The organism is Psychrobacter nivimaris (assembly GCF_009812035.1).
GTDB lineage: Bacteria > Pseudomonadota > Gammaproteobacteria > Pseudomonadales > Moraxellaceae > Psychrobacter > Psychrobacter nivimaris.
The window spans coordinates 54,602-81,507 of sequence record NZ_VZIZ01000020.1 but is presented as its reverse complement, the minus strand read 5'-3'; the positions used below and the strand labels follow the sequence as shown (position 1 = coordinate 81,507).

Here is a 26,906-nt window from a genome sequence, read left to right as displayed (position 1 = left end):
GATTATGACGACTATTTCACCGACACGTGTGTCGATGTATGATTTTTTATATCATGATACCCAGCCTATGCTGTCACTTTTGGCCGATGCGGCACAGCTCTCTCTACCGCAAGCTCGCTTAGGGATGGATGCCAGTCTACAAGCCATCGTAAGTGCATTGCTCGCCTATCAGCAGCGTCATCAGGGACAAGCAGTCAGCAAAAAGCTGTTTGGTCGTGGTGCTGTCAAAGAGTTACGACAGTATAACTCAATGAACTTTGCCACCATTAGCGCCACACTCTACCATCGTCACGATGCAGCAGATGCTGTATTTAGCGATAATGCCCGTGTCATAAAGGCAAGCGAACATATCGCTGAGAAGATTGATGCAACGACGCAGCAGGCTCAAACTCTACTCACCTCATTGTGCGTGATTGTACTGCGTGAATTGGCTATCCTGACAGAATACAGTCAACTAGACAGTGATGAGATCAATAAATGGTTTGCACTACAACCACAGTTTTTATCAACGGCCCGATTTAGCCCAGAGCATACGCACACCTTATCTGCTGAGACAGAAAGCAATAGTGACCTGCCCGAATCAACTACTGAAGCTGTTGAAGCGATAGAGAACAACTCAGAGAATAATGCGGAGCGTACGTTATTAAATGTTGAGCGGCTATCAAGCACTCCACCTCCTTTTGATCCTTACTGGTATAAGCTGACTGGATTTAAACCTGAAGACTATGAACCTGTGCAAGACATGCAAATGGCAACAGGTAATTATCTAAAAGCCATTGGGCGCTCACCTGACAATCTACAGCAGGGTCGTCACAACGATATGCTGGTATTTACGGAGATGCATGCCGTTGCCTTACCACATCAACGTTGGCTGCTTCAATTAGCCAAAATCTCAGATATCTATCTCAGTCGAAATCGACTGCGCGTTAACTCTGAACCAGCCAATCCGCCTAAACCGCCTTTAGTAAGTTTGGGACTAATCGGCGGCAATAATGACAATACACCGACCACCACTAGTGAAAAGCCCATCGAGTATGAAGCTTCTACACCGCTATGGAAAAATCCTGTCATTCTTATCATCATACTTGTCGTTGGTGTGCTTGGTGCACTCGCTACCTTAAAGTACCAATCGCAAAAATCTGACGGTGCGATCCTGGCAACTGAAGAAGTATTAGAACAAGACGCTATTGATGAACGCCAACAGCAAGATGTGGCCATTGTAATGGTAGACGAAGATGAATCTGGTGTTGCAGAGACAGAAAAAGCTGAGTAAAAAGCTTTACTATTAAGACAGCTATTCTAAAAGTGATGGTTTTAGCAATCATTTATTAGCCATAAAAAAAGAGACCCTATCAATATAGAGTCTCTTTTTTGTTGTGCGATCTAAGTTACGAATTGACTATCAGTAGCCCAAAAACTTACTTAGATAAATCACGACCACGGCTAGCTTCGATAGCTAAACGTAGGCCATTTAGACGGATAAAGCCTTCTGCGTCTTTTTGGTCATAAGCACCCGCATCATCTTCGAAAGTAGCGATTTTTTCATCAAATAATGAATCGTCAGATTTACGGCCGACGACGCTCACGCTACCTTTATACAGTTTTACACGTACAGTACCGTTGACGTATTCTTGTGACTTGTCAATCAATGCTTGTAGCATCATACGTTCAGGGCTGAACCAATAGCCATTGTAGATGATTTTTGCATAGCGTGGCATTAGCTCATCTTTTAGATGGGCAGCTTCACGATCAAGCGTTAACGACTCAATACCTCGATGCGCTTTTAACATAATAGTACCCGCTGGCGTCTCATAGCAACCACGTGACTTCATGCCTACGTAACGGTTTTCAACGATATCTAAACGGCCGATACCGTGTTTGCCACCGATTTCGTTCAGCTTAATCATGACTTCATAAGGCTTAAGTGCTTCACCATCGATAGCAACGATGTCGCCTTTTTCGTATTCTAGTTCTAGATATTGCGCTTCATCAGGTGCTTCTTCTGGGCTGACAGACCAGCGCCACATGTCATCTTCTGCTTCAGTATACGGTTCTTCTAGAACACCGCCTTCATAAGAGATGTGCAGTAAATTCGCATCCATTGAGTAAGGAGATTTTTTCTTATTGCCCGCATAATCAATGGCGATATCATGCTCTTCAGCATATTTCATCAAACTTTCACGGCTTGATAGATCCCACTCGCGCCAAGGAGCAATAGTTACTACGTCTGGTGACAAAGCAACAGCACCTAGCTCAAAACGAACTTGGTCATTGCCTTTACCAGTCGCACCATGGCTGATGGCATCGGCGTTATGCTCTTTAGCAATCTCAACCAAGCGCTTGGCAATCAATGGACGAGCAATAGACGTACCTAGCAAGTACTCACCTTCGTAAATGGCGTTAGCACGGAACATAGGGAATACATAATCACGAGCGAACTCTTCGCGCAAATCTTCGATATGGATATGCTTGATACCCATTGCTTGAGCTTTGGCTCGTGCTGGCTCAACTTCTTCGCCTTGACCGATATCAGCGGTAAAGGTGATTACTTCCGCATCATAAGTTTCTTGTAGCCATTTGGCGATGATTGAGGTATCAAGACCACCTGAATAAGCCAAGACGATTTTATTAATATTTTTTGGATCAAGTTGAGCCATGAAGAACTCCCATTATGAAATATAGTTTTAGAAAAGGCGACGATCAAATCGAAAGCAAGTCGAACGATAATTACCTGCTCAGTGTACATCATATTTACTATGGGCAAAAGTCTAACTGCCATAAGGCGTGCGCTTTTGACTTAAATTCTAGTCAACCTCATTTTTGCCACTAGAATTTAAACATCATTTAATGACAGGATACTAACCTTAGCTCGATGAATTATGTACAGATATCTAGCCTTATATTTAGTCAAGTAGGCAAATCTGTTATGATAGACCCACAGTATCACTCCCTTTTGTTTCCTTTATTTGACGATATAGAGCGCTTTGACACTATGACTGATTCGATTAGAGAATTGACCATCCTTCAGCCAGATGACTGGCACATTCATTTGCGTGACGATCTCGCTTTGAGCACGACCGTACCGCATGCAGCAAGCAGCTTTAACCGTGTCATCTGTATGCCAAACCTGGTGCCTCCAGTCAAAAATGCACAAGAGGCTATTGCCTACCGCGCACGTATCATGGAGCAATTAGCAGCAAGTGATTTAAGTCTTGAGCGCAAGTCAGCTTTCGATCCGCGTATGACTCTATACTTAACGGATAACACCACTGCCCAAGATATTGAGTTGGCAGCGCAGTCAGGTATCGTACAAGCTGTCAAACTCTATCCTGCTGGAGCAACTACCAACTCCGCAGACGGTGTCACCAATATTAATGCTTGCGTCGATGTGTTTGAAGCATTAGAAAAGCACAACTTACCACTACTGATACATGGCGAAGTCACCCAAGACCACGTAGATATTTTTGATCGCGAAAAGCGTTTCTTAGACGAAGTGTTGGCTCAGATTATCGTCAAATTCCCTACACTAAAAATCGTGGTAGAACACATCACTACCAGTGATGCGGCAGATTTTGTATTGTCACAAGGTAACCATGTTGCTGCGACTATTACGCCGCAGCACTTGATGTTCAACCGCAATCATTTATTGGTTGGTGGCATCAAACCGCACTTTTATTGCCTACCTATTTTAAAGCGTGAGAGCCATCAAAAAGTGCTATTAGATGTGGCCACTAGTGGTAATCCAAAGTTCTTCTTAGGCACTGACTCTGCACCACATGCGACAGACAAAAAAGAAGCCGCTTGTGGTTGTGCAGGTTGCTATAGTGCAGCCACGGCGCTGCCTTTATATGCGACCGCCTTTGATAGTGTTGGAAAAATAGATAAGTTAGAAGGCTTTGCCAGTCGTTTTGGCGCTCAGTTCTACGGCTTGCCTCTAAATGAAAGCACTGTCACGCTTGTCAACACGCCTATGCAAGTACCAACTGACTATCCTTATTTTGATGGCGCATCAGTGACTCCCCTAATGGCAGGTGAGACGCTACCTTGGTCAATCAAAGTTTAATACCCACCAAGCTTAGCATTCAAAAGTAACCTATTATTTTATCTTATGATATTAATGGTGCCTTTGTACTGGAGTTATTTGTACTAGAGGTGCAATTAGTATCATAGGATGCTTATTTCTTATTCAATATATTAGTACGACTGATAAAAGCGATTTAACTTTATATGACCAATCAAAACATAGCGACCTTGCCTGACGAAGACTTATCAAACCCTAAATCTGCTAGTCTTGATGCGACTCTAAGCAATTCCCCGAAAGATGCAGCTTCAGAGACAGATGAGCAAGCGCCTATGGCCTTAAAAGACCGTTTTCGTAAGTTCTTGCCTGTCGTCGTCGATGTGGAAACAGCAGGCTTCAACGCCCAGACCGATGCCCTGTTAGAAATTGCCTGTATTCCCGTCTTACTGAATGAGCAAGGTGTATTTTATCCAGGTGAAGCTTTTAACGCTCATATCGAGCCTTTTGAAGGCGCAAATTTAGAGCCAAGTGCGCTTGCATTTACGGGTATTGACCCTAAAAATCCAATGCGCAAAGCCATTGCTGAAGATGAAAAAACAGCATTGCGCCGCATCTTTAAAGGGTTAAAAGACGTACGCCGTGATGAAGAATGCCGTCAATGTGTCTTAATTGGACACAATGCCCATTTTGACTTGGCTTTTTTGAATGCAGCTGTGCTACGAACCAATAGCAAAAACCACAATCCATTTCATAACTTTTCAGTATTCGATACCGTTACCTTATCAGCATTAGCCTTTGGTCAAACGGTCCTAGCACGCGCTTGTAAGGCAGCAGGGTTAGAGTTCGATGGTAAGAATGCTCACTCAGCTCTGTATGACACTCAAAAGACTGCTGAGCTATTCTGTCATATACTGAATAGCTATCCCATGTTGGCCAATGCGCTACACAATGAAGACGCGAAAGAAGAGTCAACTGATAGCGACAGTCAATAAGTCACATATCCTATATTGCCAATCATACATAATAGTGCTATTTGTAATACTTGATGACTTTGACATCTTGATTTGGCAATCAATAGGGATATGATTGATATCATAATAAATAGACGGAACTATTTATTGATTACAGACATAGTTGTTCTATTCGATATGAATAACGGTCTGATGATAAAATATCACTCTTAAGCGATGTAGTTATATCCTATAGATGGTTCAAGTTGCTCACACTGTCTTGATAGCAAGCACTATCAAGATTAATAGGAGGGACTTTATTATGGATCCACAGCTCAAGTTATGGGGCACCATTCTCGGCTATATGCTGCTTGCATTGACGATTAGCGCCTGTACTTCTTTATGGATTCGCTATCATTTAAAGCGAAATGACCTACATCCTCGTCGCGCAATTAAAAAAAGATATTTAATTTTAAAAAGACGTAGAAAAAGGCTTGACAGGAAGCGCCGTCGCTATTAAAATACGCACCACTTCAGCATAAATGGTGAAAGCAGTTGAAGTGTTGTTACTAGTCCCCATCGTCTAGAGGCCTAGGACACCGCCCTTTCACGGCGGTAACGGGGGTTCGAATCCCCCTGGGGACGCCACTATTTGGCGTCACTTGTTAGCCCTATTGCTTAGCATTAGATTAGACTAGCAAGCGTACCACCAAAAACCCAGTTCATAATTTATTATGAACTGGGTTTTTTTATGTCTCTCATTAAAAGCCAACTTATTCTTTTAAATGAAAAAGGCCAGCATCAATTGAATGCTGGCTTTTTCTATTTGATTGTCTTATTAATTATAAATATAGCTTGGCTCAATGGGAACTTTATTCATATCTATCGATTACAGCAGTAACCATAGCAACGTAGCCACTATCATCAATCCCAATATCGTCTGGATTAAAAAGAACGCCTGATGCTGCTCTACAACCTTACTTAAAGTGACCCCTAGCGTACTATATTTGACAGGTGGCGTATCGACGTTACCTGTTCTCGTTTGCTCTTCATAGTAGCCCTGCAATATGTCTAAGAACTTCTGCCACTCATTAGAACCCCACTCATACGGCTTAAATGGCATTAACTTTTTAAGCTCAGGCTCTTTAGTCATCCAACGCTCAAGGGTAATCGAACGTAATGACCAACTGGCAAAACGACGTTTGGTAATTTCAGAAAAGTCTAAAATCTTTAATTCTTTATGTCGATCATCTACCAACAAACGATTTTTTAGATTGGTTAGTGCCTGCTCTGAGCCTTCGACACACTGTAAAAAGTAGCCATTGCCATAGCAAAGAATACCCGTGACATTATCTATTTGATTGCGTTCAACCGCGGTCTCTGAGATATCATTAAGCGTACTAGGACTTGAAAGACCAGTAGAGGTAATCCGGCTTATATATACAAGCTGGCAGAGATCTGGCGTTACTGGATTTGTTGAATCGTTGATTGTTGACAATCAGCTTCTCCCTATTATCAGGTAAATGTCGCTAAAACAATCATACTAACTTCAGAAAAAATATAGAGACAACATAACTAAGTGTAATGAATCGGTCTGATATATTATTGATTTTATAAGTTTTTATATTAATTGTATTAAGTTAGTTACATCATAGGTTAGTTTGGTCATTAAAGCAACCTATTACTGAACATAGGCCCGCTCAGACACAAAAAACATATGTAACAACCATATTATATTCCAAAGTAGATTATATGTATTCTCGGTATAGGTTTTAGTAATAGATTATTTTTGAATTCATTGATTTTTAAGAATAGTATAGAAAATTTTAACGAGGATATAGTGATTACTGAAGCCATAATGCTTATCATTGCCACCATTAAGTATAAAAGGAGTAAAACTGATGCTCGTTAGCGGAAGTAGGATTGAGGCTAAGACTGAAGCGCCATAATCGCTGTTAACAGTACCGCATCATCAGGATAGGTCAATTTGATATTTTGGCGACTACCAGAGACTAAGCGTATTGGAAAACCTAGTTGTTCAAAAGCACTGGCTTCATCTGTGATACTTAGCTGATGCTCAAACACATAATTTAGGACTTTTTTCAATTGACCTAAGCGAAAAACTTGCGGGGTTTGTGCTTGCCACATGTTGCTACGATCCATGGTAGATTTGGTATAAGAATGTGGACGACTCTCTTCTGCGGAGATAGCTGGCTGATAGGAAGCTTTTAACGTATCGGCCACTGGTGTCGCTAAGATAGCGCCGTAAGGCTCCAGCATCGCTGCTTCAATCACTTGATCGATATCTACATTCGGTACAGCGGGACGTGCCGCATCGTGAATAAGCACCAAATCTGAATCATCAGCACCTGTCTGACTAATTGCTTCAACGCCTGCTTGTACTGACTGCCAACGCTCTGCTCCGCCGACTGCATAGTGTACACGAAGGGCAAACTCTAATTGTTGAGCCGTGCTGTCATCGGCTGATATGACCAATAGACACCTATCGATGTAATCACTACAAGCAAGTCGTGCCACGCTATGCTGCAACAGCGTCTGACCTTCTAGCATTGTATATTGTTTGGCGATAGACGCACCAAAACGGCTGCCGCGACCAGCTGCAACGATCATGGCATGTATATTAGGGATTGTATTCATAGTAGTGTACTCATGGTTTAAGCCCATGACAGTATATGTAGAGAGGATCAAAGCAGGCATTAAGTATGACGAATGGTGTCAGATAACAACATTATGATGCTGCATCATGAAAATTAATTCATGTCGTAAAAATTAGTGTATATACAAAGCTAATAGTTGCTGTGCGTGGTTGGTGCGGTGGATACTTGGACAAAAGTCTCATTGGGTTTGATTAAACCTAAATCTAAGCGAGCATGCTCTTCTACGGCCTCAAGTCCTGTTTTTAAATCTTGAACATCGGTGCGTAGTAAGTTGTTTGCTGCAACTTGATTGTCATTCAAGCGTTGTTGCTCTTCAATTTGAGCCGTCAACTTATTATGTTCAAAGCGGCCATTTTCACCCAACCAATACTGATATTGCAGTCCTAAAAGCACTGCAACGGCTAAAGCAAGTAGTATAAATTGGCTAAAATATTTCATAAGGTGATAACGCCAAACGGTATAAAAGAGGATAGTAAATTTTAAGCTGATTAGGCGATATAAAAATGATTATATATCGCCCAAGTATTGACTTCAGCTGATGAGTCTAGGCTTTTTAACGTATATTACTTAACGTATATTATACGCCAAAGAGCCAGTCAAACTCTTAGCCACGTAGACCGATAAATTCTTCACGGCCACGATAGCTTGCGCGTACTTGCTGCTCGATACGTAGCAATTGATTGTACTTCGCTACGCGGTCTGAACGGCATAGTGAGCCGGTTTTGATTTGACCAGCAGCGGTACCAACAGCCAAGTCTGCAATGGTGCTGTCTTCCGTTTCACCTGAACGATGTGAAATGATAGTTGCATAGCCATTTTTCTTAGCCATATAAATCGCATCTAGCGTTTCTGACAAGGTGCCAATTTGATTAAATTTAATCAAAATTGCATTGGCAATGTGTTTATCGATACCTTCTTGCAAGATTGCAGGATTGGTTACGAACAAATCATCCCCAACCAATTGGACTTTATCGCCAATTTGTTCGGTCAGATACTTCCAACCATCCCAATCTGACTCATCAAGACCATCTTCGATAGAGATAATAGGATACTGACGTGCCAGCCCAACTAGGTAATCTGAGAACCCTTGGCTATCAAAGGCTTTATTACCTTCACCTGCCAAAACGTATTGACCGTTTTTGTAAAATTCACTAGCCGCACAATCTAGCGCAAGATGAATATCTTCACCAGCTTTGTAGCCAACTTGCTCAATCGCCTGCATGATAACCGTGATAGCTTCTTCGTTGCTACGTAGGTTCGGTGCAAAACCACCTTCATCACCAACGGCAGTGTTTAGACCTTGTGATTTCAATACTGACTTTAAGCTATGGAAAATCTCTGTACCAGCACGTAGCGCTTCTGAGAAGCTTGTGAAGCCCACAGGCTCAATCATAAACTCTTGGATATCAACTGTGTTGTCCGCGTGCTCACCGCCGTTCAAGATGTTCATCATCGGTACAGGCATGGTCAACGACGTTTGATTACGTAGATTAGCGATGTATTGATGTAATGGCAGATTCTGTGATTTGGCTGCGGCTTTTGCAGTCGCAAGTGACACCGCAAGCATGGCATTGGCGCCCAAGCTTTCTTTGTTTTCTGTACCATCTAGCGCAATCATGGCATCATCAATAGCCTGTTGCTCAGTCACATCTTTGTCAATCAAGGCACTGCGGATTTGACTGTTGACATTAGAAACGGCTTTTTTGACGCCTTTACCCATAAAGCGGGTCTTGTCGCCATCACGTAGCTCAAGCGCTTCACGTGAGCCTGTTGATGCGCCACTTGGAGCAGCAGCACGGCCGACGGTACCGTCAGCTAAAATAACATCAGCTTCGATAGTTGGGTTGCCGCGCGAGTCTAAAATTTCACGAGCGCGAATGTCTTTAATTGCGGTGACGTTGTTGGTTTCTTCAGCGTACATAATGTCTGTTAATTCCTTTGGTCATGCCAAGTTTGTGAGATAAATAACGGCAGCTAGCATACAAAAAAGATAAAGCAAAATATCATATAGCCAATATATCTAGAATCCCTTCAAGCCTTTCTGCCATATGACTATATTTGCATATGAAGGAAAGCTTATTGAACAGATTAACGGTTGGCTATCGTGCTTGGCATCATAGCATATATTTTGCCAAACTTCCCTTATCTTACACTGACTTGCGGTCATAAATATCATCATAGATAGGGATATCTCAAATACTTGTTTGGTCTGCGTTGATGAAAAATCAGCGCTAATACAGCAATTATTATTTCACCAAACGCGTTTCATTGGTGTGCGGGGCAGATACCGTATTATCTAGCTCAACCTCTGTTTTAAAACGTGTCAATCGTAGCGCATTCATCAAAACTGAGATAGAACTAAGTGCCATAGCTGCCGCCGCAATCATCGGATTCAAAAATCCAAACGCAGCAAGTGGAATCCCAAGACAGTTATAAATAAAGGCAAAGAACAAATTTTGCTTGATATTGCGTAGCGTTGCTTGAGCGATTTTTTGCGCGGCATCGATATGCATGAGCGACTCACCCATGAGACGTGCAGAGGCACTATGCTGAGCGACATCAGTTCCCTCAAACATCGCAAAACTGGCATCGGCAGTAGCCATCGCTGGTGCATCGTTGACGCCGTCTCCTGCCATCGCTACCTTATGACCAGCAGTTTGCAATAGTGCAATTTGACTGGCCTTATCACGCGGGCTCATCTTGCCATAAGCCTTATCAATACCCAACTGTCCTGCTACATGATCGACGACGGACTGCTTATCACCACTCATCAGAATCACATTAATACCCGCACCTTGTAGTGCAGCGATTGCTTGCGGCGTATCTGCCTTTAAGTCATCAGCTAGGGCAAACGCGCCTAATGGCTCATCATTGATACTAATCGCAACAGTGCTCGCAATTTGCCATACTTTTGGCATGAATCTTGGCAACGTCAAGTTCGCAAACTCTGCCGTACCCACTTTTATCAGCCCAAGACCTTCGATATTTGCTTGTATACCAGCGCCTTTTATCACACTGATGTCAGTCACATCAAATAGATTTAATTGACGGTCTTTAGCCGTATTGACGAGAGCCGTTGCTAATGGATGACTGGCGTGCGCTTCGACACTGGCCGCAATCTGCAATACATCGTCCACAGCAAGTGATTTATCCACCATGACATGATCGACGATAGTAGGTTTGCCAATAGTCAATGTACCTGTTTTATCGAGTACTACCGTATCTATATTACCTGCTGCCTCAAGACTTTGCGCATCCTTGAACCACACACCATGACGCGCAGCAACGCCCATACCCGCCATAATTGCCGCTGGCGTGGCCAAACCAAGTGCACAAGGACAAGCAATGACCAATACCGATACTGCGTGCATTAAAGCAGTATCAACCATACCTGTTAGCCACCATGTGACCCCAAAAGTAACCAACGCAATCGTTACCACTACAGGGACAAAAATAGCCGTTACTCGATCCGCGAGACGCGCTAGATTGGCTTTTGAGCCTTGTGCATCACTCAACGCTTGTACCATATCGCCGAGTTTCGTGTCGCTACCCTTTGCACTGACACGATACAGTAGACTGCCATTCTCTACCAAGGCACCTGCCAGCAATCCATCACCTTGTTCTTTTTTGAGGGCTACCGACTCACCAGTTAAATGACTCTCCACGCACCAACCGCTGCCTTCTATGACGGTACCATCTGTAGCGACGCGGCTGCCTTGCTTTGCACGTAGGACGTCATCTACTTGCACATCAGATAACGCAATATTATGAAATTCACCATTTGGCTGCTGCTGCTCTACTTCATCAGGTGTCAATGACAATAATAAATCAATACTGTTTAGGCTGTGCTTCTTGGTACGTTCCTCAAGATATTTACCTGTACGCACAAAGGCAATGACCATCACCCCTGCTTCAAAATATACGGCTGGGCTGTTACTAGCACCGTGTCCACCCAAATACCCACTTTGCAACAAGCTGTTTAAAGTACCATCGCCGTGCGTGAGCCATAGATACGTAGAATATGCCCATATCGTCACTGTACCGATGACCACCAGTACATCCATATTGGCAAGGCCACCTTTTATAGATGCCCATGCACTCTTATAAAACGGTAGCGCTAAACCAAACTGTACTACAGTCGCTAAAATAAATTGCACCCAGACTGGCGGCATCCACGCCATACCAAAACCCGTCAACATACCTGCCATACCCACCAAAAATGGCACCAAACAAACCCATAATCCGATCAAACGCCATGGGTATTGAGTGGCGGTATCTTCGTCAGTCTGAGCAAATAAGCTATCGGCTTCCTGCACATTAGCCACAAAGCCTGTTTTATTTACCCACTCCGTCAACTGTTCAGGCGTCGTCTGGGTTGGATCATAATCAACATTGGCGGTCTCGCCAGCAAAACTCACACTTACCTCGTACACCGAAGGCTTTTTGTTAAGTACTTTCTCGATTCTCGAGGCGCAGGCCTGACAAGTCATGCCATCAATCGCCAATTGCAAATGCGCGCGTTGCGGTGTCAGTGGCGTGTTGGACTCAACATCAGTTTCGACATCATAAGACTCATCTTTGGTAGTACGGGTGGTATCGTTCATAAATAAAACTCGTCATGGTGCCTATAAATTTGTAGAAACCACGATAAAATATCAGTGGGTGGGCAAAAAATTCAAATAAAGCAATTGGGTTATATTGTATTCAGTATGAGTATTTTAGACAAAGTAGCAATGTATCAATGCTAAATACTCATAATCGTTAACCATTAAAAAACCAGCTATCATGCCAGTAATAACATGGTAGCTGGTTTTGTAGATAGATGACGACATTTATGAATTAGCGACAGTCGCCTCAAATCCAGCCTCATCAATGGCCGAAGCAATCGCTTCTGCACTGGTTTTGCTATCATCAAAGGTGACCGTCGCTAGGTTATCAGCTAGGTCAACAGTAATAGTCTCTAATCCATCAATATCGGCTGTTGCCGTATGTACGCTTGCTACGCATCCGCCACAGGTCATACCATCAATTTTAATAATACGTGTTTGATCTGCCATATTGGGCTCCTTATTTTTATTAGTAATGAGCAACTCTAATAGTGATTCTGTTAATAATAACTTTGATATTTTTTAAGTTATCAAAGTAAGAGCAACTATCAAAGCTACATTAAATAAGCATAAGCCCTATTATCCTCGACAACAAGGCCGTTTGGTTGTTGCTTTATTAACGAGATGCTATTAACGAGATGTTATTAACGAGGCAGCAACTTATTAATAAAAACGTAAAAGAGCGCATCAACAAATTTATAGCAATAGCTATTTGTAATTATAAATCGTTATGGTGCGGGTTCTGCGGTGAGTCAATCGGAAATGGCTGAGTCACATAGTCCACCATACTAATCGCTGCTGTTAAGGCATGGATACTAGTATCTGTATCATCATAGCTTACTGTTGCGACATTATGCTTGGGATCCAAATTAATAGCCGTCACGCCTGAGATATTCTTAAGCGCGGTCATTACGCTATCTAAGCCTTCTGCATCATCGATATTTTCGATGCTTACTTGTGCCATTTGAATTGCCATTGTATAGCCCTCTTATTACGTACCGTATCAATGAGTATCCAATACTTCAAAACCTTTGACCAAATCATCAATTTGCTTAAGCTGACGTAAGAACGGCTCTAGTTGGCTCATACGCAGCGCACATGGACCATCACATTTTGCAGTTTCTGGGTTTGGATGCGCTTCTAAAAATAACCCTGCCAATCCTGTAGCCATACCTGCACGGGCAAGCGTTGTAATCTGCTCACGACGTCCACCAGCACTATCACTACGTGCACCTGGCTGTTGTAAGCTATGCGTCACATCAAAGAATACCGGTATATCCATCTGCTTCATGGTATCAAAACCAAGCATATCCACGACCAGATTATTATAGCCAAAAGCACTACCACGCTCACAAAGTATCAATTTATCATTACCACCTTCTAGGCACTTATTAACGATATGACGCATCTCATGAGGGGCCAAAAACTGCGCCTTTTTGATATTAATAATGGCATCTGTTTTTGCCATCGCATGCACTAAATCTGTCTGACGCGACAAAAATGCAGGTAGCTGAATAATGTCAGCCACTTCAGCGATTGGTGCTGCTTGATGTGGTTCATGTACATCAGTGATAATCGGTACTTGGAATTTTTCTTTGATCTGACCTAGCCAATCGATACCCTGCTCTAAACCGGGCCCACGATACGAATGCAGACTTGAGCGATTGGCTTTATCAAAGCTGGCTTTAAAAACATAGCCGATACCCAAGCGCTGGCAAATATCAACATACTGCTCAGCAATCTCAAATGCCAATTCTTTAGACTCTAAAACATTCATACCACCGAACAATACAAACGGCTGGTCGTTACCAATGTTAATCGTATCGTTGTTAGGAGTGTTGAGCGTGATATGTGATTGTGCGGTCAATAAGTTTTCCATGAAGCCATTACCTCTTATTTTGTTATTAATATCTCTGTCCCATATTGTAACCGATAGGCTGATTAAAAAAAGTATGCAAGCGTAATTAGACGTCATTAATGAGGATGTTGACTCGGTAATAACAACAAACGGCCTGAGTTAAGCAAAAAAAAGACCAATCCGAAGATCAGTCTTTTTTATAATAAACGCTTTCAATATACATTACATTCTGAGAGTTATTTTGCTTCGCTATGGTTCTTCGCGGCTTTTACAAAGCTGTTAAACAGTGGATGACCACCACGTGGCGAGCTGGTAAATTCAGGGTGGAACTGTACCGCGATAAACCATGGATGCTCGCTAATCTCAACTGACTCGACCAAATGCTGCTTGGCAGAATAACCCGATATCGTCATGCCTGCTTGCTCTAACGGCTCGATATAACGATTGTTCATCTCGTAACGATGGCGATGACGCTCAGTGATATTGCTAGCGCCATAGATTTGGCTCAGCTTGCTACCAGCGACCAGCTCAGCTTGCTGTGCGCCTAAACGCATGGTGCCGCCAAGATCTGAATCATCACTGCGAATCTGTAGCTCACCGCGCTCATCTAGCCACTCAGTGATGAGACCAATGATTGGCTCAGCCGTTTTGCGATCAAATTCAGAAGAGTTGGCATCGATATTCATCACATTACGCGCGTATTCGATGACGGCCAACTGCATACCTAGACAAATACCTAAATATGGCACATTGTTTTCGCGAGCATAAGTAATTGCTTTCATTTTACCCATAGTACCGCGCTCACCAAAGCCGCCTGGCACCAAGATAGCATCGGCATTATTAAGCTGCGCCAACAAGCTATCGTCATCCTCTAAACGTTCGGCATCGATATAATCAATCTTCACATCTGCCTTGTGAGTGATACCCGCGTGCAATAATGCTTCATTAATCGATTTATAAGCATCAGGCAGCTCGACATATTTGCCGACCATTGCCACGGTAACAGTGGATTCAGGATTGAGCTGGGCTTCAACGACTTTGTCCCAATCGCTCAAATCCGCTTCAGGGACGTCAAGACCAAAACGCTCACAGATGAGATCGTCAAGATCTTGCTCATGTAGGGTGCGCGGGATTTGATAGATGCTTTGGGCATCTTCACACATGATGACTGCGCGCTCTTCGACATTGGTAAACAGCGCAATCTTGCGGCGATTGTCTTGTGAGATATGGTGGTCAGAGCGGCAGATTAAGATATCTGGCTGCAGACCGATAGAACGTAGCTCTTTTACTGAATGCTGAGTAGGTTTGGTTTTGGTTTCACCTGCACTGGCAATATAAGGCACTAGTGTTAAATGCATCAGCATGGCGCGATTGCGTCCAAGCTCTACTTGCATTTGGCGTACCGCTTCCATAAAAGGAAGTGACTCGATATCACCGACCGTACCGCCAATCTCGATAATGGCGATATCATAGCCTTCGCCACTGGCAAGAATTTTACTTTTGATTTCATCAGTGATATGCGGAATCACCTGTACCGTACCACCCAAATATTCACCGCGGCGCTCTTTATTCAAAACGTTTTGATAGATACGACCACTGGTGAAGTTGTTGCTCTTACTCATCTTAGAGTGGCGTAAGAAGCGCTCATAATAGCCCAAGTCCAAATCGGTCTCAGCGCCATCTTCGGTGACGAACACTTCGCCATGCTGGAACGGACTCATCGTACCTGGATCGACGTTGATATACGGATCCATTTTGGTCATCGTCACGCTCACGCCACGTGCTTCAAGGACTGCGGCAAGAGAGGCTGCGGTAATACCTTTTCCTAGTGAGGACACTACCCCACCGGTCACAAATATAAACTTGGTCATAGTACTCTGTCGGTAATTGGTAAAGAAGGATTTTACTAAAAATACGCTACAAAATATAGGGCAAAAGCGCAAACTCTTTAAAACACTCAGTTTTTAACGCTTAATTGTCATAAGTGCGTAATCATCGTAAATACGTAGCTATTATAACCCACTGCGGCTTTAAAAAGGTCACAACAAAAAAACTCACCCCGAAGGATGAGTTTTTTATAATACGTTTTCTAATGTTTAGATTAGAATTTGTATTCAATACCCGTACCTACAATCAAGTCATCTTTGTTATTGTCACGGCTGATTTGCCCTGCATAAATATGACCCGTGGTCGCTTTATTGAATGCATATTCTCCACCAACTGCGATTTCATTTACATCAGCATCTTTTACGCCTTTTTCGTCAGTGGTATTAACATACTGTGCTTTAACTGCCCAAGGTGTTGCACCAACTTTATATTTACCACTAATTAGCCAAGATTTTTCATCTTCACTGGCTTTGTTAACGCGGTTGTTGTTAACGATGCTATAATTATCGTAGTATTGGCTTTGTTGGTATAGAGCACCTAAAGTTAAGCCCGAAACCATATTCATTTTGCCCATATCTAAACCAGCAACCAAACGCCACGTATTATCAATCACGCCAGTATTTACATTGTTAGCACCCATGTCTTTGTCATAAGCACCGGCTAGATAAACACCATTTTTGTCATAGGCTAATAAAGCAGAATAACCGTTATCTTTTACTTTTCTATCACGATAGACTGCAGGCTTCGCACCAGATGCTGCGGAAACGAGAATATCACCGTCGGCATCAGTTTCTGATAATGCGGTAGCTGCCATAAAACTCACTGGCATACCGACAATAACAGGTGATTGATAGGCCACCATATTGTTAGCACGGTATTCACCTGAAACACCCGCATTTTTAATATCAAATAAGCTATCATTAAACACGTCAACTTTGTTTTGTGCAAGTTTCAATGGGGTATCATGGCGTCCCGCTAGTACAGTACCTAAAGTGTTGTGGGCTAAGCCTACATAAGTATTACGTGATCTAAACTGTTGGCTATCGTCATCAACATCAATACCATATTCCAATTGATAGACTAATTTAGTGGTGTCAGTTAAATCGTCGTCACCTTTAAAACCGATACGTGATGCATTAGAGTTAAGTTTAAATGTATCTTCATCTGTCTTGTTAGCTGCATCGTAGTCTGTACTAACATAATCTAAGGTTAAAAATGCTTTACCATATACAGTTGGCGCAGCATGGGCAGCAGAAACTGAAAGTGCAGCGACGGCTGTGGCTAAAAGTAATTTTTTCAAAGGATATCTCCACTTTACGATTTGAGTGATAAATGGTCTAAGATCATTAGATATATAATGGCAAGGTCCTATACCTTCGAAACCATATATATAGCGAGCCATAAGAACTGCTTAGACATAACTTTACCAAGCAAATATTACAGTAAGATGAAAAAACCAAAGTTTACACAAATGTTATTATTAATTTTACGGATTCTGTTATTTAAGACACGCTGTTGTTCAAGACACAGTATTGATTACAAAACAAAAAAACCCACCCCGAAGGATGAGTTTTTTATTTAGATTCTAATGGTTAGATTAGAATAAGTACTCTAGACCACCACCGATAGCGAGTACATCAATATCACCACGTAAGTCGATTTCATTAACATTGCCGTCTTCGTCTCTCGAACCAAAACGACCATTGTTTAATTCCGCTGAATTTAGACCAGCATAGGCATGAGCGATCATATTATTTTTAAACGCATATTTGCCACCTACAACGACTTGATTTGAGTCATTATTCTCAAGACCACTGATATTGTCGGTTTTGTCATACTGAATATAAACAGAGGCTGGACGGGCAAAATTCGAAAGACCCATTTCAGCACTCACCACTAAACCGTCCTCTGTTGCAGTAGTAGTACCGGCATAGTCAGCTTCTTGATATAGAACGCCTAACTTTACAGGAGCTGCGATATATTTACCTAAATCGACGCTAGCACTGCCACGGATAATATCACCACTAACACTCATGTCTTGCTCATAAGCAATACCAGCGGTAATGCCTGTACCTGGATCAAACATCAATGAGGCACCATAGCCTGCGTCACGATCACTCTCAGATATAAAGTCTTCATCAGCACCATACATCAGCGCAAGCGCTAATGGTAGGTCATTGTATTTAGGCGCTTTCCAAACGATTGAATTATTGATACGGTTACCAACGGTCGGGGTCAAAATATTAGCAAAGCTGTCGTTGTTGTTCAGAGTACTAGAGCCAAGATTATCCCAATAACCTTCATTAACTGATACGTTATTGATATAGTCAATGACTGTGTAGTTACGACCAAAGCGGAATTCACCGAAGTCTTTATTTTTTAAACCTAAATAAGTATCACGACTTTTGAAGCCAATGTTATCGCTACCACTATCATCAACTTTAACGCCGTACTCTAATTGGTAAATTACGTCAGTGTTGGCCGTTATCGCTTCAGAGCCTCTGAAGCCTAAACGTGAAAGATTAGAATTAACTTGTAATGAACCGTTGTCTTCATTAATTCTGTTATTATTATCCATATTCTGACCATCAATTTCAGCATTAACGTAATCAGTAGTAACGAATACTTTACCATAAACGGTAGGTGCTGCCTGTGCTGCAGATACAGATAGGGCTGCGATTGCTGTCGCTAAAAGTAGTTTTTTCATGGGGTATCTCCACTTTACAATTGTAGTAATGAGCAAGCTATTATTAGCTGGCGCCCATAATGGTATCGTCACAAATCCTCAAAGATATAATGTGTAACTGGCTACCGAGATTAGTCAGAAACAAGTGTGGCGAATTTCTATTACAGTTAAGATAAAAAACCATGACACACATGACTGGGATTAAACAACGCAACTGCCATGTAAACGTTGGTCTTTATTGCTCCGTGCGTAACATCCGTTACCAAACTCATACTTCGAATACAAGCATAACAACTTTGACATAATTTGCAACATATTTTTAAGTCTTTGATGACGAAAAATCCTTAAACCCATATTTAATCTAAGGTTTAACGATTATTTAGATAAAAACAAAAAAATACCCCTACTCGCCATTGGCAAATAGGGGTAACTTTTATAAATAAATAAAAGAAATATATTGCTTTAAATATGCTTGAGTAATACTAAGTATTGAAGGACTACTTAACCATGGATAAGTAGCCCTAAAATGGCTTTTATAAATAAGGAATTAGCAATGCGTATTGGCTTTTAAGTCTAAACGCGCTTGATGCAATAATGGCTCAGTGTAGCCGCTTGGCTGCTCACGACCTTTAAAGACCAAATCGCAGGCAGCTTTAAAGGCGTAAGAATTATCGAAGTTATCTGCCATTGATTGATAGTCATCATCGCCTGCATTTTGCTCATCGACGACCTTGGCCATGCGTTTCATCGTATCCATCACTTGCTGCTCACTAACCACGCCATGATGCAACCAGTTAGCAATATGTTGGCTTGAGATACGCAAAGTAGCACGATCTTCCATGAGACCGACATCATTGATATCAGGCACCTTGGAGCAACCAACGCCTTGATTTACCCAGCGTACGACATAACCCAAGATACCTTGAGCATTGTTTTCAAGCTCCTGCTGAATCTCTTCTTCTGACCAGTTGGTATCTTTAGCCAATGGAATCGTCAGGATATCGTCTAAGCTTGCACGCTCCCGCGATTTTAGCTTCTCTTGTACCTCAGACACATCGACCTCATGGTAATGCATGCTATGCAGAGTAGCTCCAGTTGGTGATGGAACCCATGCAGTAGTCGCACCAGACTTTGGATGAGCGGCTTTAGTCTCCATCATCTCCTTCATTTCATCTGGCTTCGCCCACATACCTTTACCAATCTGAGCCACACCCTGTAGGCCAGTCTCCAGACCGATATCAACGTTCCACTGCTCGTAGGCTGGCTGCCATGCTTGTGACTTCATATCACCTTTAGGGACAAAAGGCCCAGCGTTCATACTGGTATGCATCTCATCACCCGTGCGATCTAAGAAGCCGGTATTGATAAAGATGACGCGCTCTTTTGCTTGGCGAATGGCTTCTTTTAAGTTGACCGTCATGCGACGTTCTTCGTCCATGATGCCGATTTTTAGAGTATTGCGCTCTAGACCCAATAGATCTTCTGAAGCGTTGAACAAATCATTGGCCATTTTGACCTCTTCAGGGCCATGCATTTTTGGCTTAACGATATACATCGAACCTTTGCGTGAGTTCGATAGCGCAGTTTTACCTTTCAAATCATTTAAAGACAATAGCGGCGTGATTAAGCCATCCATCAGACCTTCAAAGATTTGCTCTTGCCCATTACCCAAGTCGACCAAGATGGCTGGGTTTTGCATCAAGTGACCAACGTTACGAATCAATAGTAGTGAACGGCCTGGCAGGATAAGCGTGCTGCCATCTGGTCTGATATATTCACGGTCTGGGTTTTGTTTACGCGTACGGGTCTTGCCACCTTTTTCAAAGGTTTCTTGCAAGTCACCATTCATTAGACCAAGCCAGTTACGATACACTTCTACTTTTTCTTCTGCATCGACAGCAGCGATTGAATCTTCGCAATCTTGAATTGCCGTAATCGCTGATTCTAATAGTACATCTTTAATACTTGCTGGATCATCTTTGCCCACTGGATGATTGCCATCGATTTGAATCTCAGCATGCAGGCCGTTATTCTTGAGCAAAATACCAGTAGGCTGCTCTGCTTCACCGACGAAACCAACAAATTTCGCGGCGTCTTTTAGCTCAGTGCTATTATCACCTTGGACAATTTCAAGTTTGCCATCGACCACTTTAAAGCCGGTCACATCGTTATATGACCCTGATGCTAAGGCAAAATGTTCGTCTAGAAATGCTTTGGCATAAGCAACAACAGCAGCACCGCGCGTTGGGTTATAACCACCTGTTGCTTGTTGGCCATTTTCGTCACTGATGACGTCAGTACCATATAATGCATCATATAAACTGCCCCAACGTGCGTTGGTGGCGTTCAATGCGTAGCGAGCATTACGGACTGGTACGACCAGCTGTGGACCTGCAATATGGGCAATCTCGTCATCGACGTTTTGAGTACTGACTTTGAAATCATCACCTTCTGGTAACAGATAGCCAATTTCTTGCAAGAATGTTTTATACACGGGGTAATCAATTTCGCCATCTTTGGCAGGGTTGTCCAGATGCCATTGGTCAATCTGCGCTTGAATCTTGTCACGAGTTTCTAGCAGCGCTTTGTTACGCGGGGTAAACTCTTTAATGACCTTTTCAAAACCTGACCAATAGCTGTCTGAATCAACACCGACTTTCGGCAGCACTTCGTTTTCAATAAAGTCATACAATTGCTGGTCGATGGCAAGAATGCCTTTTTGAATACGATTGGCGTTAGAAGACTGGCTCATATTGTTATCCTTATCTGTTCGTGAGGTGTGTTAATGCTAAGTTGCTACAATAACGGTGTGAAAATATGTGCTCTTGGAGCATTTATCCCTAGTTTGCTTTGCGGTGAATAAATAGCAAACATGACAATGCGAACTGTTGGTGGTGATTGAGCATCTATTAATGTAATAACTGTTTAAGACTGAATTTGTCTGATGCAGCGTCTGTGATTTTGGGATTGTCTGTAAGCAGAGCTGTCTATAATTCTTAGGTTTTAATACAGGATTGGCACTTGATATAATGCCTATCGCCCGCTACTAAGTAATGATCAATAGTAAGACAAAATGCCTGAAAAGCAAAATCTCATCCTACTATCAAATAATAAAATAAACAAGGAAACGTCATTCACCAAGTAAATACTTAGGCTGTATAATAATGATACTCTATAAGCCACCTACTCTAGAGGCTTTAATCAATACTTTAGAGTTAGACCATTATACGTGCAGTATAAACTGTAAGTAATCATTACAGCATTCATTTATGCTTAACGGTTATCTATTTAACTTTTAATATTTGATTAAGAGATGTTGAACCCTCGACTATGGCAAAGACTATGAATAATGAAGATATGAAAATCAATAACAGTAATGACAAGGCTGTGAGCGACAGCCATACAGAAGAATATAAGATAGAAAAAGACGGTCTAACAGAGGAAAGTATGGAACCAGACAGTATCGATATCGCACAGCTGCGCACCCCTATTAAGGTCGACTTATCTGCTGTCTATGATTTTCTGGGAGCGCGAACCACACAGGCTTGGGTGGAGGCTGCCAGCGCTGATGTGCCTTTAATCATCCAAGATCATGCCAATTGCGAAAAGAAAGCGGCCGGTACAGCGATGAATCTACTATTCCGCTATGAGTTTTCTTACGACTTACAGCGAAAATTGGCGCAGTTAATACGTGAGGAGATGCTGCACTATGAGCAAGTCCTAGGCATTATGAATGAGCGCGAGCAAGAGTGGGGATATCTGAGTGCGGGGCGTTATGCCAAAGGGTTGCTCAAGCATAAACGTACGCATGAGCCAGCAGCAATGGTTGATGTATTAATCATCGGGGCGTTTATCGAAGCGCGCTCTTGTGAGCGCTTTGCCGCGCTTGCTGAAGTCATCGATGATGAACGCTTAGCCAAGTACTACCGTTATCTATTAAAATCAGAGAGTCGCCATTTTGAGGATTATTTGGCACTGGCACAATCGCTATCTGACGACAATATCGATGAGCGTGTCGCATTCTTTAAAGAAGTAGAAGCAGAGTTGATATCCAGTCCTGACACTGAACTGCGTTTTCACAGTGGTACACCTGCTGAGCGCTTCAGCTGATAGCTTCTGTCAAATAAGCGCTATGCAAAGATACTCATATCGTATCCATAAAAAAGCCAACACTAGCGTCTTAAACCATGCCTAGCGTTAGCTTTTTTATTTGTCTGTACAGAATATAATGCTCAGTTATGACTGTTTCTTATCTTCCATAAGTGGACTGTCATACTGCTTGGTATTTTTTGCGACATTATGCGGATCATGATCATCAGTCTCTTGCTCTGCAGCGGCTGGATTTGCCTTTTGTAATGCATCATCAGGGACGATACCATTATTATCATCTGCATCTTTGAGCTGATGGTTATCATGGTTAACTGTATCATTAGACTTATTCATAACCGATCCTTATTATAATAACTGTCTTCCACATCGAGCATTCGATAACTTGACGATACTCATATTAATAATGCTCAGATTAATAATATTCAGAAATATCTTGCTAAGAAATCAGTCTTTTTCATCTGGATTTAAGACACGAGTTTGAGCGTTATCAACGTTGGCATATCGATTCATATCCGTAATACCTTCACTTTTTGGCGCTTCACTGCCCACGGTATCTTCGTTAATATTGTCATCAAACGGACTGCTGCCCTGTTGATCACGGCGATCAGGCTGACGTGCAGGATTGTCATCGTCATTCACGTGCTCTGAGTCCACTACCTCTTCTTCGAAAGTGTCAGTACCTTTATTATGATTGGTATGGTTTTCAATATCAGTGTGCTGATTGGCTAAATTTTTACTCACTTCTTGAGGATTAGCACCGTCAATAGGGGTTCTGCTTAACGCGGGATCTTGAGGTTCCATGGTTATGTCCTTAATTGTTGTTTTAATTGGCTAACCAGTATCTATTGTCAGCACTTTATTTTTGATGATATACCCAGACTACATAAGTAGGTACACAATTATTAAATATTATTATTTTTACTCAAATCATGAGCATTGAGATCTGCCACGTTTTTCCCACCTGCTGGTAAGTTCTCTTCTTTACGTGGGTCGGAATATATCTCGTCTGTTTCCTGTGAGTCCTGCTCTGGTCCATCGATATCAGGTTCGTGTTTACGGCCTTCATAGCTGTCTGGCGCATTGTCCGGGTGTAAGGCTGCTGGATCACGAACAGCTACCGCTTCTTCATGATTTGGCTTGGTATTATCTGGCATAGCGTGTCCCTCGCGTTTATGATGTTAATTGTTCATTTGACCTGATCGTTGATATTGTTGTTGCTATTGATATCTTTGCTATCAATATCGCTCAAACGGCTCCTTACTTATCTGTCCGTAACTCTTCATCAATAAAAGAGGTTTGCTCTTCTTCACTCAGTTTTTCGGGAGTATCAACATTTTTGTCATCGTTTAGATTTTTTTCGATTTGTTGATTATCGGCCTGCTCTGCTGCTTTTTTGATGTCTGAAGTATCGTTGTTAGTATTACTCATGGTGCAATTCCTATTATTATTGTTTAGTGAACCAATAGTCCTCTATGACACAGATTTATAAACTTGGATACTATCCTAGAAGAGTAAATCGACTGGTTTAATTTTCAATTGAACTTATTTTTGCCATAGCATAGGACTGACATTAATTATAAGTAAGTCAAGCAATAGCACACCAGTGTACTGCCGTATCAATATGTGAATAAATGTGAGGTTACCAGACAGTTTGTAACTTATTTTCGCCACAAAAAAACCAAGCATCGGTGATTACCAACGCTTGGTTCAGTGGATAGTTAAGATTGTCGTAAAGCAAACCCCATCGCTGAAAGGCCATCAATATGGTTACATTGAATAACCAACCACGAACTACAGCATCCAAGCCGTTTATGATTAAAGGTCTTGCCTATACTGGCTCGCCAACGTGATTGATTACCCGTAATAAATGGTCTTGAGCAATATGCGGCGCTTCGTCAGCAGCTGGTTGGATTTGCTGCCAAATACCATCGCCATTAAGCGCCCAAGCTTGGACATTGTCTTGCAGATAGTTAAGTAGCCCATCTTGATATATCTGTTTAAACAGTTTTTTATCTTCGATCGGAAAGGCGACTTCGACGCGATGGAAGAGGTTACGATCCATCCAGTCAGCACTGCCGCAATACAAGCGCTCATCACCATCATTATAAAAGTAATAAATGCGTGTGTGCTCTAAAAAGCGCCCAATAACCGAGCGTACAGTGATGTTTTCAGACAAGCCTTTGACTTGGGGGCGCAGACAACACATGGAGCGCAAAATTAATTCTATTTTGACACCTGCCTGCGAGGCATCGTATAGCTTATCGATCAGGCGACGTTCCGTCAACGCATTAACTTTGATAATAATATGCGCGCGCTTGCCAGCCTTGGCATGGGCAATTTCATCATCGATAAAGCTCATTAACTTTTCGTGCAAGGTAAATGGCGCGTGCAACAGTTTTTTTAGATTGGCAGGCTTGCCCATACCCGTCAGTTCTTGGAAAATTTTGTGCACGTCTTCTGAGATGTCAGGGTCAGCGCTGAACAAGCCGTAGTCGGTATAGACTTTGGCATTGGCCGCATGATAATTGCCGGTGCCTAAATGCACATAACGGCGAATGCGATCGTCTTCGCGGCGCACGATAAGCATCAGCTTGGCATGGGTCTTGTAGCCGACAATCCCATAGACCACTACTGCCCCAGCCTCTTGTAAAAAATTGGCGACGGCGATATTGGACGCTTCATCAAAACGGGCGCGTAGTTCGATGACAGCCGTGACTTCTTTGCCATTACGAGCCGCAGCAGCCAGTGCCTTGACGATCTCTGAATTGGTGCCTGAGCGGTACAATGTCTGCTTAATCGCCAATACTTTGGGATCGCTCGCCGCTTCCCAAAGCAGATTGATAATCGGTGAAAACGCATGAAAAGGATGATGTACCAAGACATCACCTTTGCGCATGGCAGAAAATATACTGGTACTTTTATCAAGCTTGTCCAGCTCGCGGCGAAAGGGCTTGGGCACGATATGGGTAAAAGGCTGATAACGCAGCTTGGGTATGTTAAAGTCGAACAGCAAGCGCGTCAGGTTCACAGGGCCATTGACGCGGTACAGCTGATTGTCATGTAGCTCAAACTCATTAAGCAGGTAATCACTAATCGGTGTTGGGCAATCAGTCGTCACCTCGAGCCGCACTTTGTCACCAAAGCGGCGATTTTCAAGCTCGCCTTCTAGCGCCTTGGCAATATCATCGACATCATCGGCCAAGTCCAAGTCTGCGTTGCGCGTGAGTCGGAACTGATGGCAACCGGTGACATTCATGCCGGGGAACAGCTCGCCGATATGCTCATGAATGACAGCCGATAGCATGACATGATGCTCTTTGCCACCGGTCAGCTCGTCTGGCAGACGAATCACGCGCGGCAGACTGCGCGGCGCTGGGACAATCGCCAGATTAATATCGCGACCAAAGGCATCTTTGCCTTCTAAAGTGGCGATAAAATTGAGGCTCTTATTAACCAATCTTGGAAACGGATGCGCCGGATCGATACTTATAGGGGTCAGCACTGGTGAGACTTGCTCAGTAAAATAGCGTTTCATCCATGCCGATTGCTCAGCATTCAGCTCGTCACGTTTTAGATAACGAATGTCTTCCTTGGCAAGCGCTGGCAAGATGTCTTCGTTCAAAATACGATATTGCTTATCAATCGCCTCATGGGTGACGGCGGATAACTCTGCCAACACTTCGCTTGGGCGCATGCCATGCGGACTACTGACCACATCACCGAGGTTTAACTTTTGCATAATGCCAGCGACACGAATCTCAAAGAACTCGTCTATATTTGATGAAAAAATAATCAAGAAAAATAAGCGTTCAAGCAATGGGTGACGTGAACTAGATGCCTGCGCTAATACTCGCAGATGAAACTGTAATAAAGACAAATCTCGATTGATATAACTGCTGGGTGAATAGCTGCCGTCTTCTGAGCGTTGCCAGTCGATGTCGGTCAGATCATTATAGTTACTGCTTACGCTCATATTTTTATTAACGTTTTCGTTGCCATCTTCACTCACACTATTAACGTCGATCATCTCGTTCATATCACCGCTGTTCTGATTATCATTTATCTCTACCACGTTACTACTCCTTTTGCGTTATCGATACGCCGTCGTC

At 42.7% G+C, this 26,906-nt stretch carries 23 protein-coding genes and 1 tRNA gene; 6 read left to right on the top strand and 18 right to left on the bottom strand.

Annotated elements, in window-relative coordinates:
• Positions 1-4: 4 nt before the first annotated feature.
• Positions 5-1,273, top strand: a complete 1,269-nt coding sequence (locus FQV37_RS09235; RefSeq protein WP_160022543.1) for a hypothetical protein — start codon at positions 5-7, stop codon at positions 1,271-1,273.
• A 145-nt stretch (positions 1,274-1,418) separates the two neighbouring features.
• Here FQV37_RS09235 and FQV37_RS09230 read toward each other — a convergent pair whose 3' ends face one another.
• Entirely contained in the window at positions 1,419-2,657 is a 1,239-nt protein-coding gene (locus tag FQV37_RS09230; RefSeq protein ID WP_057761167.1) for an argininosuccinate synthase, read from the bottom strand.
• Positions 2,658-2,992: 335 nt separating this feature from the next.
• Between FQV37_RS09230 and pyrC the strand changes: the two genes are divergently transcribed.
• The 4 genes from pyrC (at position 2,993) to FQV37_RS09210 (ending at position 5,619) form a co-directional block, all read left to right on the top strand.
• A complete protein-coding gene (pyrC, locus tag FQV37_RS09225; protein ID WP_160022541.1) occupies positions 2,993-4,063 on the top strand; it encodes a dihydroorotase in 1,071 nt (356 codons plus the stop codon).
• 290 nt (positions 4,064-4,353) lie between these two features.
• Positions 4,354-5,013 (top strand): ribonuclease T, encoded by a 660-nt coding sequence (gene rnt, locus FQV37_RS09220; protein ID WP_102093081.1) that lies wholly within the window; start codon positions 4,354-4,356, stop codon positions 5,011-5,013.
• Between the two features lie 280 nt (positions 5,014-5,293).
• Positions 5,294-5,491, top strand: coding sequence for a hypothetical protein (locus tag FQV37_RS09215; RefSeq protein ID WP_134292217.1), 198 nt, complete (start codon positions 5,294-5,296; stop codon positions 5,489-5,491).
• Between the two features lie 52 nt (positions 5,492-5,543).
• Positions 5,544-5,619, top strand: a tRNA-Glu gene (locus FQV37_RS09210).
• Between the two features lie 241 nt (positions 5,620-5,860).
• On the opposite strand, the gene FQV37_RS09205 is transcribed toward FQV37_RS09210, so the two are convergent.
• The 12 genes from FQV37_RS09205 to FQV37_RS09150 form a co-directional block, all read right to left on the bottom strand.
• A complete protein-coding gene (locus tag FQV37_RS09205; protein ID WP_160022539.1) occupies positions 5,861-6,469 on the bottom strand; it encodes a BLUF domain-containing protein in 609 nt (202 codons plus the stop codon).
• Between the two features lie 431 nt (positions 6,470-6,900).
• Positions 6,901-7,629 carry a 2-C-methyl-D-erythritol 4-phosphate cytidylyltransferase gene (gene ispD / locus FQV37_RS09200; RefSeq protein WP_240990998.1) on the bottom strand — a complete coding sequence of 243 codons (729 nt, stop codon included), beginning with the start codon at positions 7,627-7,629 and terminating at the stop codon, positions 6,901-6,903.
• A 149-nt stretch (positions 7,630-7,778) separates the two neighbouring features.
• Entirely contained in the window at positions 7,779-8,087 is a 309-nt protein-coding gene (locus FQV37_RS09195) for an FtsB family cell division protein (protein ID WP_057761172.1), read from the bottom strand.
• A gap of 166 nt (positions 8,088-8,253) precedes the next feature.
• Positions 8,254-9,570, bottom strand: a complete 1,317-nt coding sequence (gene eno / locus FQV37_RS09190; protein WP_057761174.1) for a phosphopyruvate hydratase — start codon at positions 9,568-9,570, stop codon at positions 8,254-8,256.
• Positions 9,571-9,895: 325 nt separating this feature from the next.
• Complete coding sequence (locus tag FQV37_RS09185; RefSeq protein WP_160022535.1) at positions 9,896-12,253, bottom strand: heavy metal translocating P-type ATPase; 2,358 nt, start codon at positions 12,251-12,253, stop codon at positions 9,896-9,898.
• 228 nt (positions 12,254-12,481) lie between these two features.
• Positions 12,482-12,706 carry a heavy-metal-associated domain-containing protein gene (locus FQV37_RS09180; protein WP_160022533.1) on the bottom strand — a complete coding sequence of 75 codons (225 nt, stop codon included), beginning with the start codon at positions 12,704-12,706 and terminating at the stop codon, positions 12,482-12,484.
• Between the two features lie 268 nt (positions 12,707-12,974).
• Positions 12,975-13,232, bottom strand: coding sequence for a heavy-metal-associated domain-containing protein (locus tag FQV37_RS09175; RefSeq protein ID WP_102092254.1), 258 nt, complete (start codon positions 13,230-13,232; stop codon positions 12,975-12,977).
• A 27-nt stretch (positions 13,233-13,259) separates the two neighbouring features.
• On the bottom strand, positions 13,260-14,135 hold the full coding sequence (gene kdsA, locus FQV37_RS09170; protein ID WP_160022531.1) for a 3-deoxy-8-phosphooctulonate synthase: 876 nt from the start codon (positions 14,133-14,135) through the stop codon (positions 13,260-13,262).
• 215 nt (positions 14,136-14,350) lie between these two features.
• A complete protein-coding gene (locus tag FQV37_RS09165; protein ID WP_160022529.1) occupies positions 14,351-15,985 on the bottom strand; it encodes a CTP synthase in 1,635 nt (544 codons plus the stop codon).
• A gap of 230 nt (positions 15,986-16,215) precedes the next feature.
• A complete protein-coding gene (locus FQV37_RS09160) occupies positions 16,216-17,403 on the bottom strand; it encodes a porin (protein WP_205962076.1) in 1,188 nt (395 codons plus the stop codon).
• Positions 17,404-17,598: 195 nt separating this feature from the next.
• Positions 17,599-18,708: a porin gene (locus FQV37_RS09155; RefSeq protein ID WP_160022525.1), complete on the bottom strand. Its 1,110-nt coding sequence runs from the start codon at positions 18,706-18,708 to the stop codon at positions 17,599-17,601.
• 526 nt (positions 18,709-19,234) lie between these two features.
• Positions 19,235-21,439, bottom strand: coding sequence for a malate synthase G (locus FQV37_RS09150; protein WP_160022523.1), 2,205 nt, complete (start codon positions 21,437-21,439; stop codon positions 19,235-19,237).
• 695 nt (positions 21,440-22,134) lie between these two features.
• Between FQV37_RS09150 and FQV37_RS09145 the strand changes: the two genes are divergently transcribed.
• Positions 22,135-22,797 (top strand): MiaE family protein, encoded by a 663-nt coding sequence (locus FQV37_RS09145; protein WP_051395120.1) that lies wholly within the window; start codon positions 22,135-22,137, stop codon positions 22,795-22,797.
• A 126-nt stretch (positions 22,798-22,923) separates the two neighbouring features.
• On the opposite strand, the gene FQV37_RS09140 is transcribed toward FQV37_RS09145, so the two are convergent.
• From FQV37_RS09140 to ppk1, 5 genes are all read right to left on the bottom strand, one after another.
• Positions 22,924-23,130 (bottom strand): hypothetical protein, encoded by a 207-nt coding sequence (locus FQV37_RS09140; protein ID WP_160022521.1) that lies wholly within the window; start codon positions 23,128-23,130, stop codon positions 22,924-22,926.
• 111 nt (positions 23,131-23,241) lie between these two features.
• Positions 23,242-23,598, bottom strand: coding sequence for a hypothetical protein (locus tag FQV37_RS09135; protein ID WP_025651341.1), 357 nt, complete (start codon positions 23,596-23,598; stop codon positions 23,242-23,244).
• A gap of 101 nt (positions 23,599-23,699) precedes the next feature.
• A complete protein-coding gene (locus FQV37_RS09130) occupies positions 23,700-23,951 on the bottom strand; it encodes a hypothetical protein (protein ID WP_025651340.1) in 252 nt (83 codons plus the stop codon).
• Positions 23,952-24,054: 103 nt separating this feature from the next.
• On the bottom strand, positions 24,055-24,225 hold the full coding sequence (locus FQV37_RS14115) for a hypothetical protein (RefSeq protein WP_167514313.1): 171 nt from the start codon (positions 24,223-24,225) through the stop codon (positions 24,055-24,057).
• Positions 24,226-24,625: 400 nt separating this feature from the next.
• Complete coding sequence (gene ppk1, locus FQV37_RS09125) at positions 24,626-26,770, bottom strand: polyphosphate kinase 1 (protein WP_240990999.1); 2,145 nt, start codon at positions 26,768-26,770, stop codon at positions 24,626-24,628.
• Positions 26,771-26,906 lie beyond the last annotated feature (136 nt).

What these genes read in the sequence shown, in the direction of transcription:
- FQV37_RS09135 (WP_025651341.1), bottom strand. Translation starts at nt 23,598, where the DNA reads ATGGAACCTCAAGATCCCGCGTTAAGCAGAACCCCTATTGACGGTGCT.
- rnt (WP_102093081.1), top strand. Translation starts at nt 4,354, where the DNA reads ATGGCCTTAAAAGACCGTTTTCGTAAGTTCTTGCCTGTCGTCGTCGAT.
- FQV37_RS09165 (WP_160022529.1), bottom strand. Translation starts at nt 15,985, where the DNA reads ATGACCAAGTTTATATTTGTGACCGGTGGGGTAGTGTCCTCACTAGGA.
- FQV37_RS09215 (WP_134292217.1), top strand. Translation starts at nt 5,294, where the DNA reads ATGGATCCACAGCTCAAGTTATGGGGCACCATTCTCGGCTATATGCTG.
- FQV37_RS09230 (WP_057761167.1), bottom strand. Translation starts at nt 2,657, where the DNA reads ATGGCTCAACTTGATCCAAAAAATATTAATAAAATCGTCTTGGCTTAT.
- ppk1 (WP_240990999.1), bottom strand. Translation starts at nt 26,770, where the DNA reads ATGAGCGTAAGCAGTAACTATAATGATCTGACCGACATCGACTGGCAA.
- FQV37_RS09175 (WP_102092254.1), bottom strand. Translation starts at nt 13,232, where the DNA reads ATGGCAATTCAAATGGCACAAGTAAGCATCGAAAATATCGATGATGCA.
- FQV37_RS09145 (WP_051395120.1), top strand. Translation starts at nt 22,135, where the DNA reads ATGGAACCAGACAGTATCGATATCGCACAGCTGCGCACCCCTATTAAG.
- pyrC (WP_160022541.1), top strand. Translation starts at nt 2,993, where the DNA reads ATGACTGATTCGATTAGAGAATTGACCATCCTTCAGCCAGATGACTGG.
- FQV37_RS09155 (WP_160022525.1), bottom strand. Translation starts at nt 18,708, where the DNA reads ATGAAAAAACTACTTTTAGCGACAGCAATCGCAGCCCTATCTGTATCT.
- FQV37_RS09130 (WP_025651340.1), bottom strand. Translation starts at nt 23,951, where the DNA reads ATGCCAGATAATACCAAGCCAAATCATGAAGAAGCGGTAGCTGTTCGT.
- FQV37_RS09150 (WP_160022523.1), bottom strand. Translation starts at nt 21,439, where the DNA reads ATGAGCCAGTCTTCTAACGCCAATCGTATTCAAAAAGGCATTCTTGCC.
- FQV37_RS09160 (WP_205962076.1), bottom strand. Translation starts at nt 17,403, where the DNA reads ATGGCTCGCTATATATATGGTTTCGAAGGTATAGGACCTTGCCATTAT.
- FQV37_RS09185 (WP_160022535.1), bottom strand. Translation starts at nt 12,253, where the DNA reads ATGAACGATACCACCCGTACTACCAAAGATGAGTCTTATGATGTCGAA.
- FQV37_RS09140 (WP_160022521.1), bottom strand. Translation starts at nt 23,130, where the DNA reads ATGAATAAGTCTAATGATACAGTTAACCATGATAACCATCAGCTCAAA.
- FQV37_RS09235 (WP_160022543.1), top strand. Translation starts at nt 5, where the DNA reads ATGACGACTATTTCACCGACACGTGTGTCGATGTATGATTTTTTATAT.
- FQV37_RS14115 (WP_167514313.1), bottom strand. Translation starts at nt 24,225, where the DNA reads ATGAGTAATACTAACAACGATACTTCAGACATCAAAAAAGCAGCAGAG.
- eno (WP_057761174.1), bottom strand. Translation starts at nt 9,570, where the DNA reads ATGTACGCTGAAGAAACCAACAACGTCACCGCAATTAAAGACATTCGC.
- kdsA (WP_160022531.1), bottom strand. Translation starts at nt 14,135, where the DNA reads ATGGAAAACTTATTGACCGCACAATCACATATCACGCTCAACACTCCT.
- FQV37_RS09195 (WP_057761172.1), bottom strand. Translation starts at nt 8,087, where the DNA reads ATGAAATATTTTAGCCAATTTATACTACTTGCTTTAGCCGTTGCAGTG.
- ispD (WP_240990998.1), bottom strand. Translation starts at nt 7,629, where the DNA reads ATGAATACAATCCCTAATATACATGCCATGATCGTTGCAGCTGGTCGC.
- FQV37_RS09180 (WP_160022533.1), bottom strand. Translation starts at nt 12,706, where the DNA reads ATGGCAGATCAAACACGTATTATTAAAATTGATGGTATGACCTGTGGC.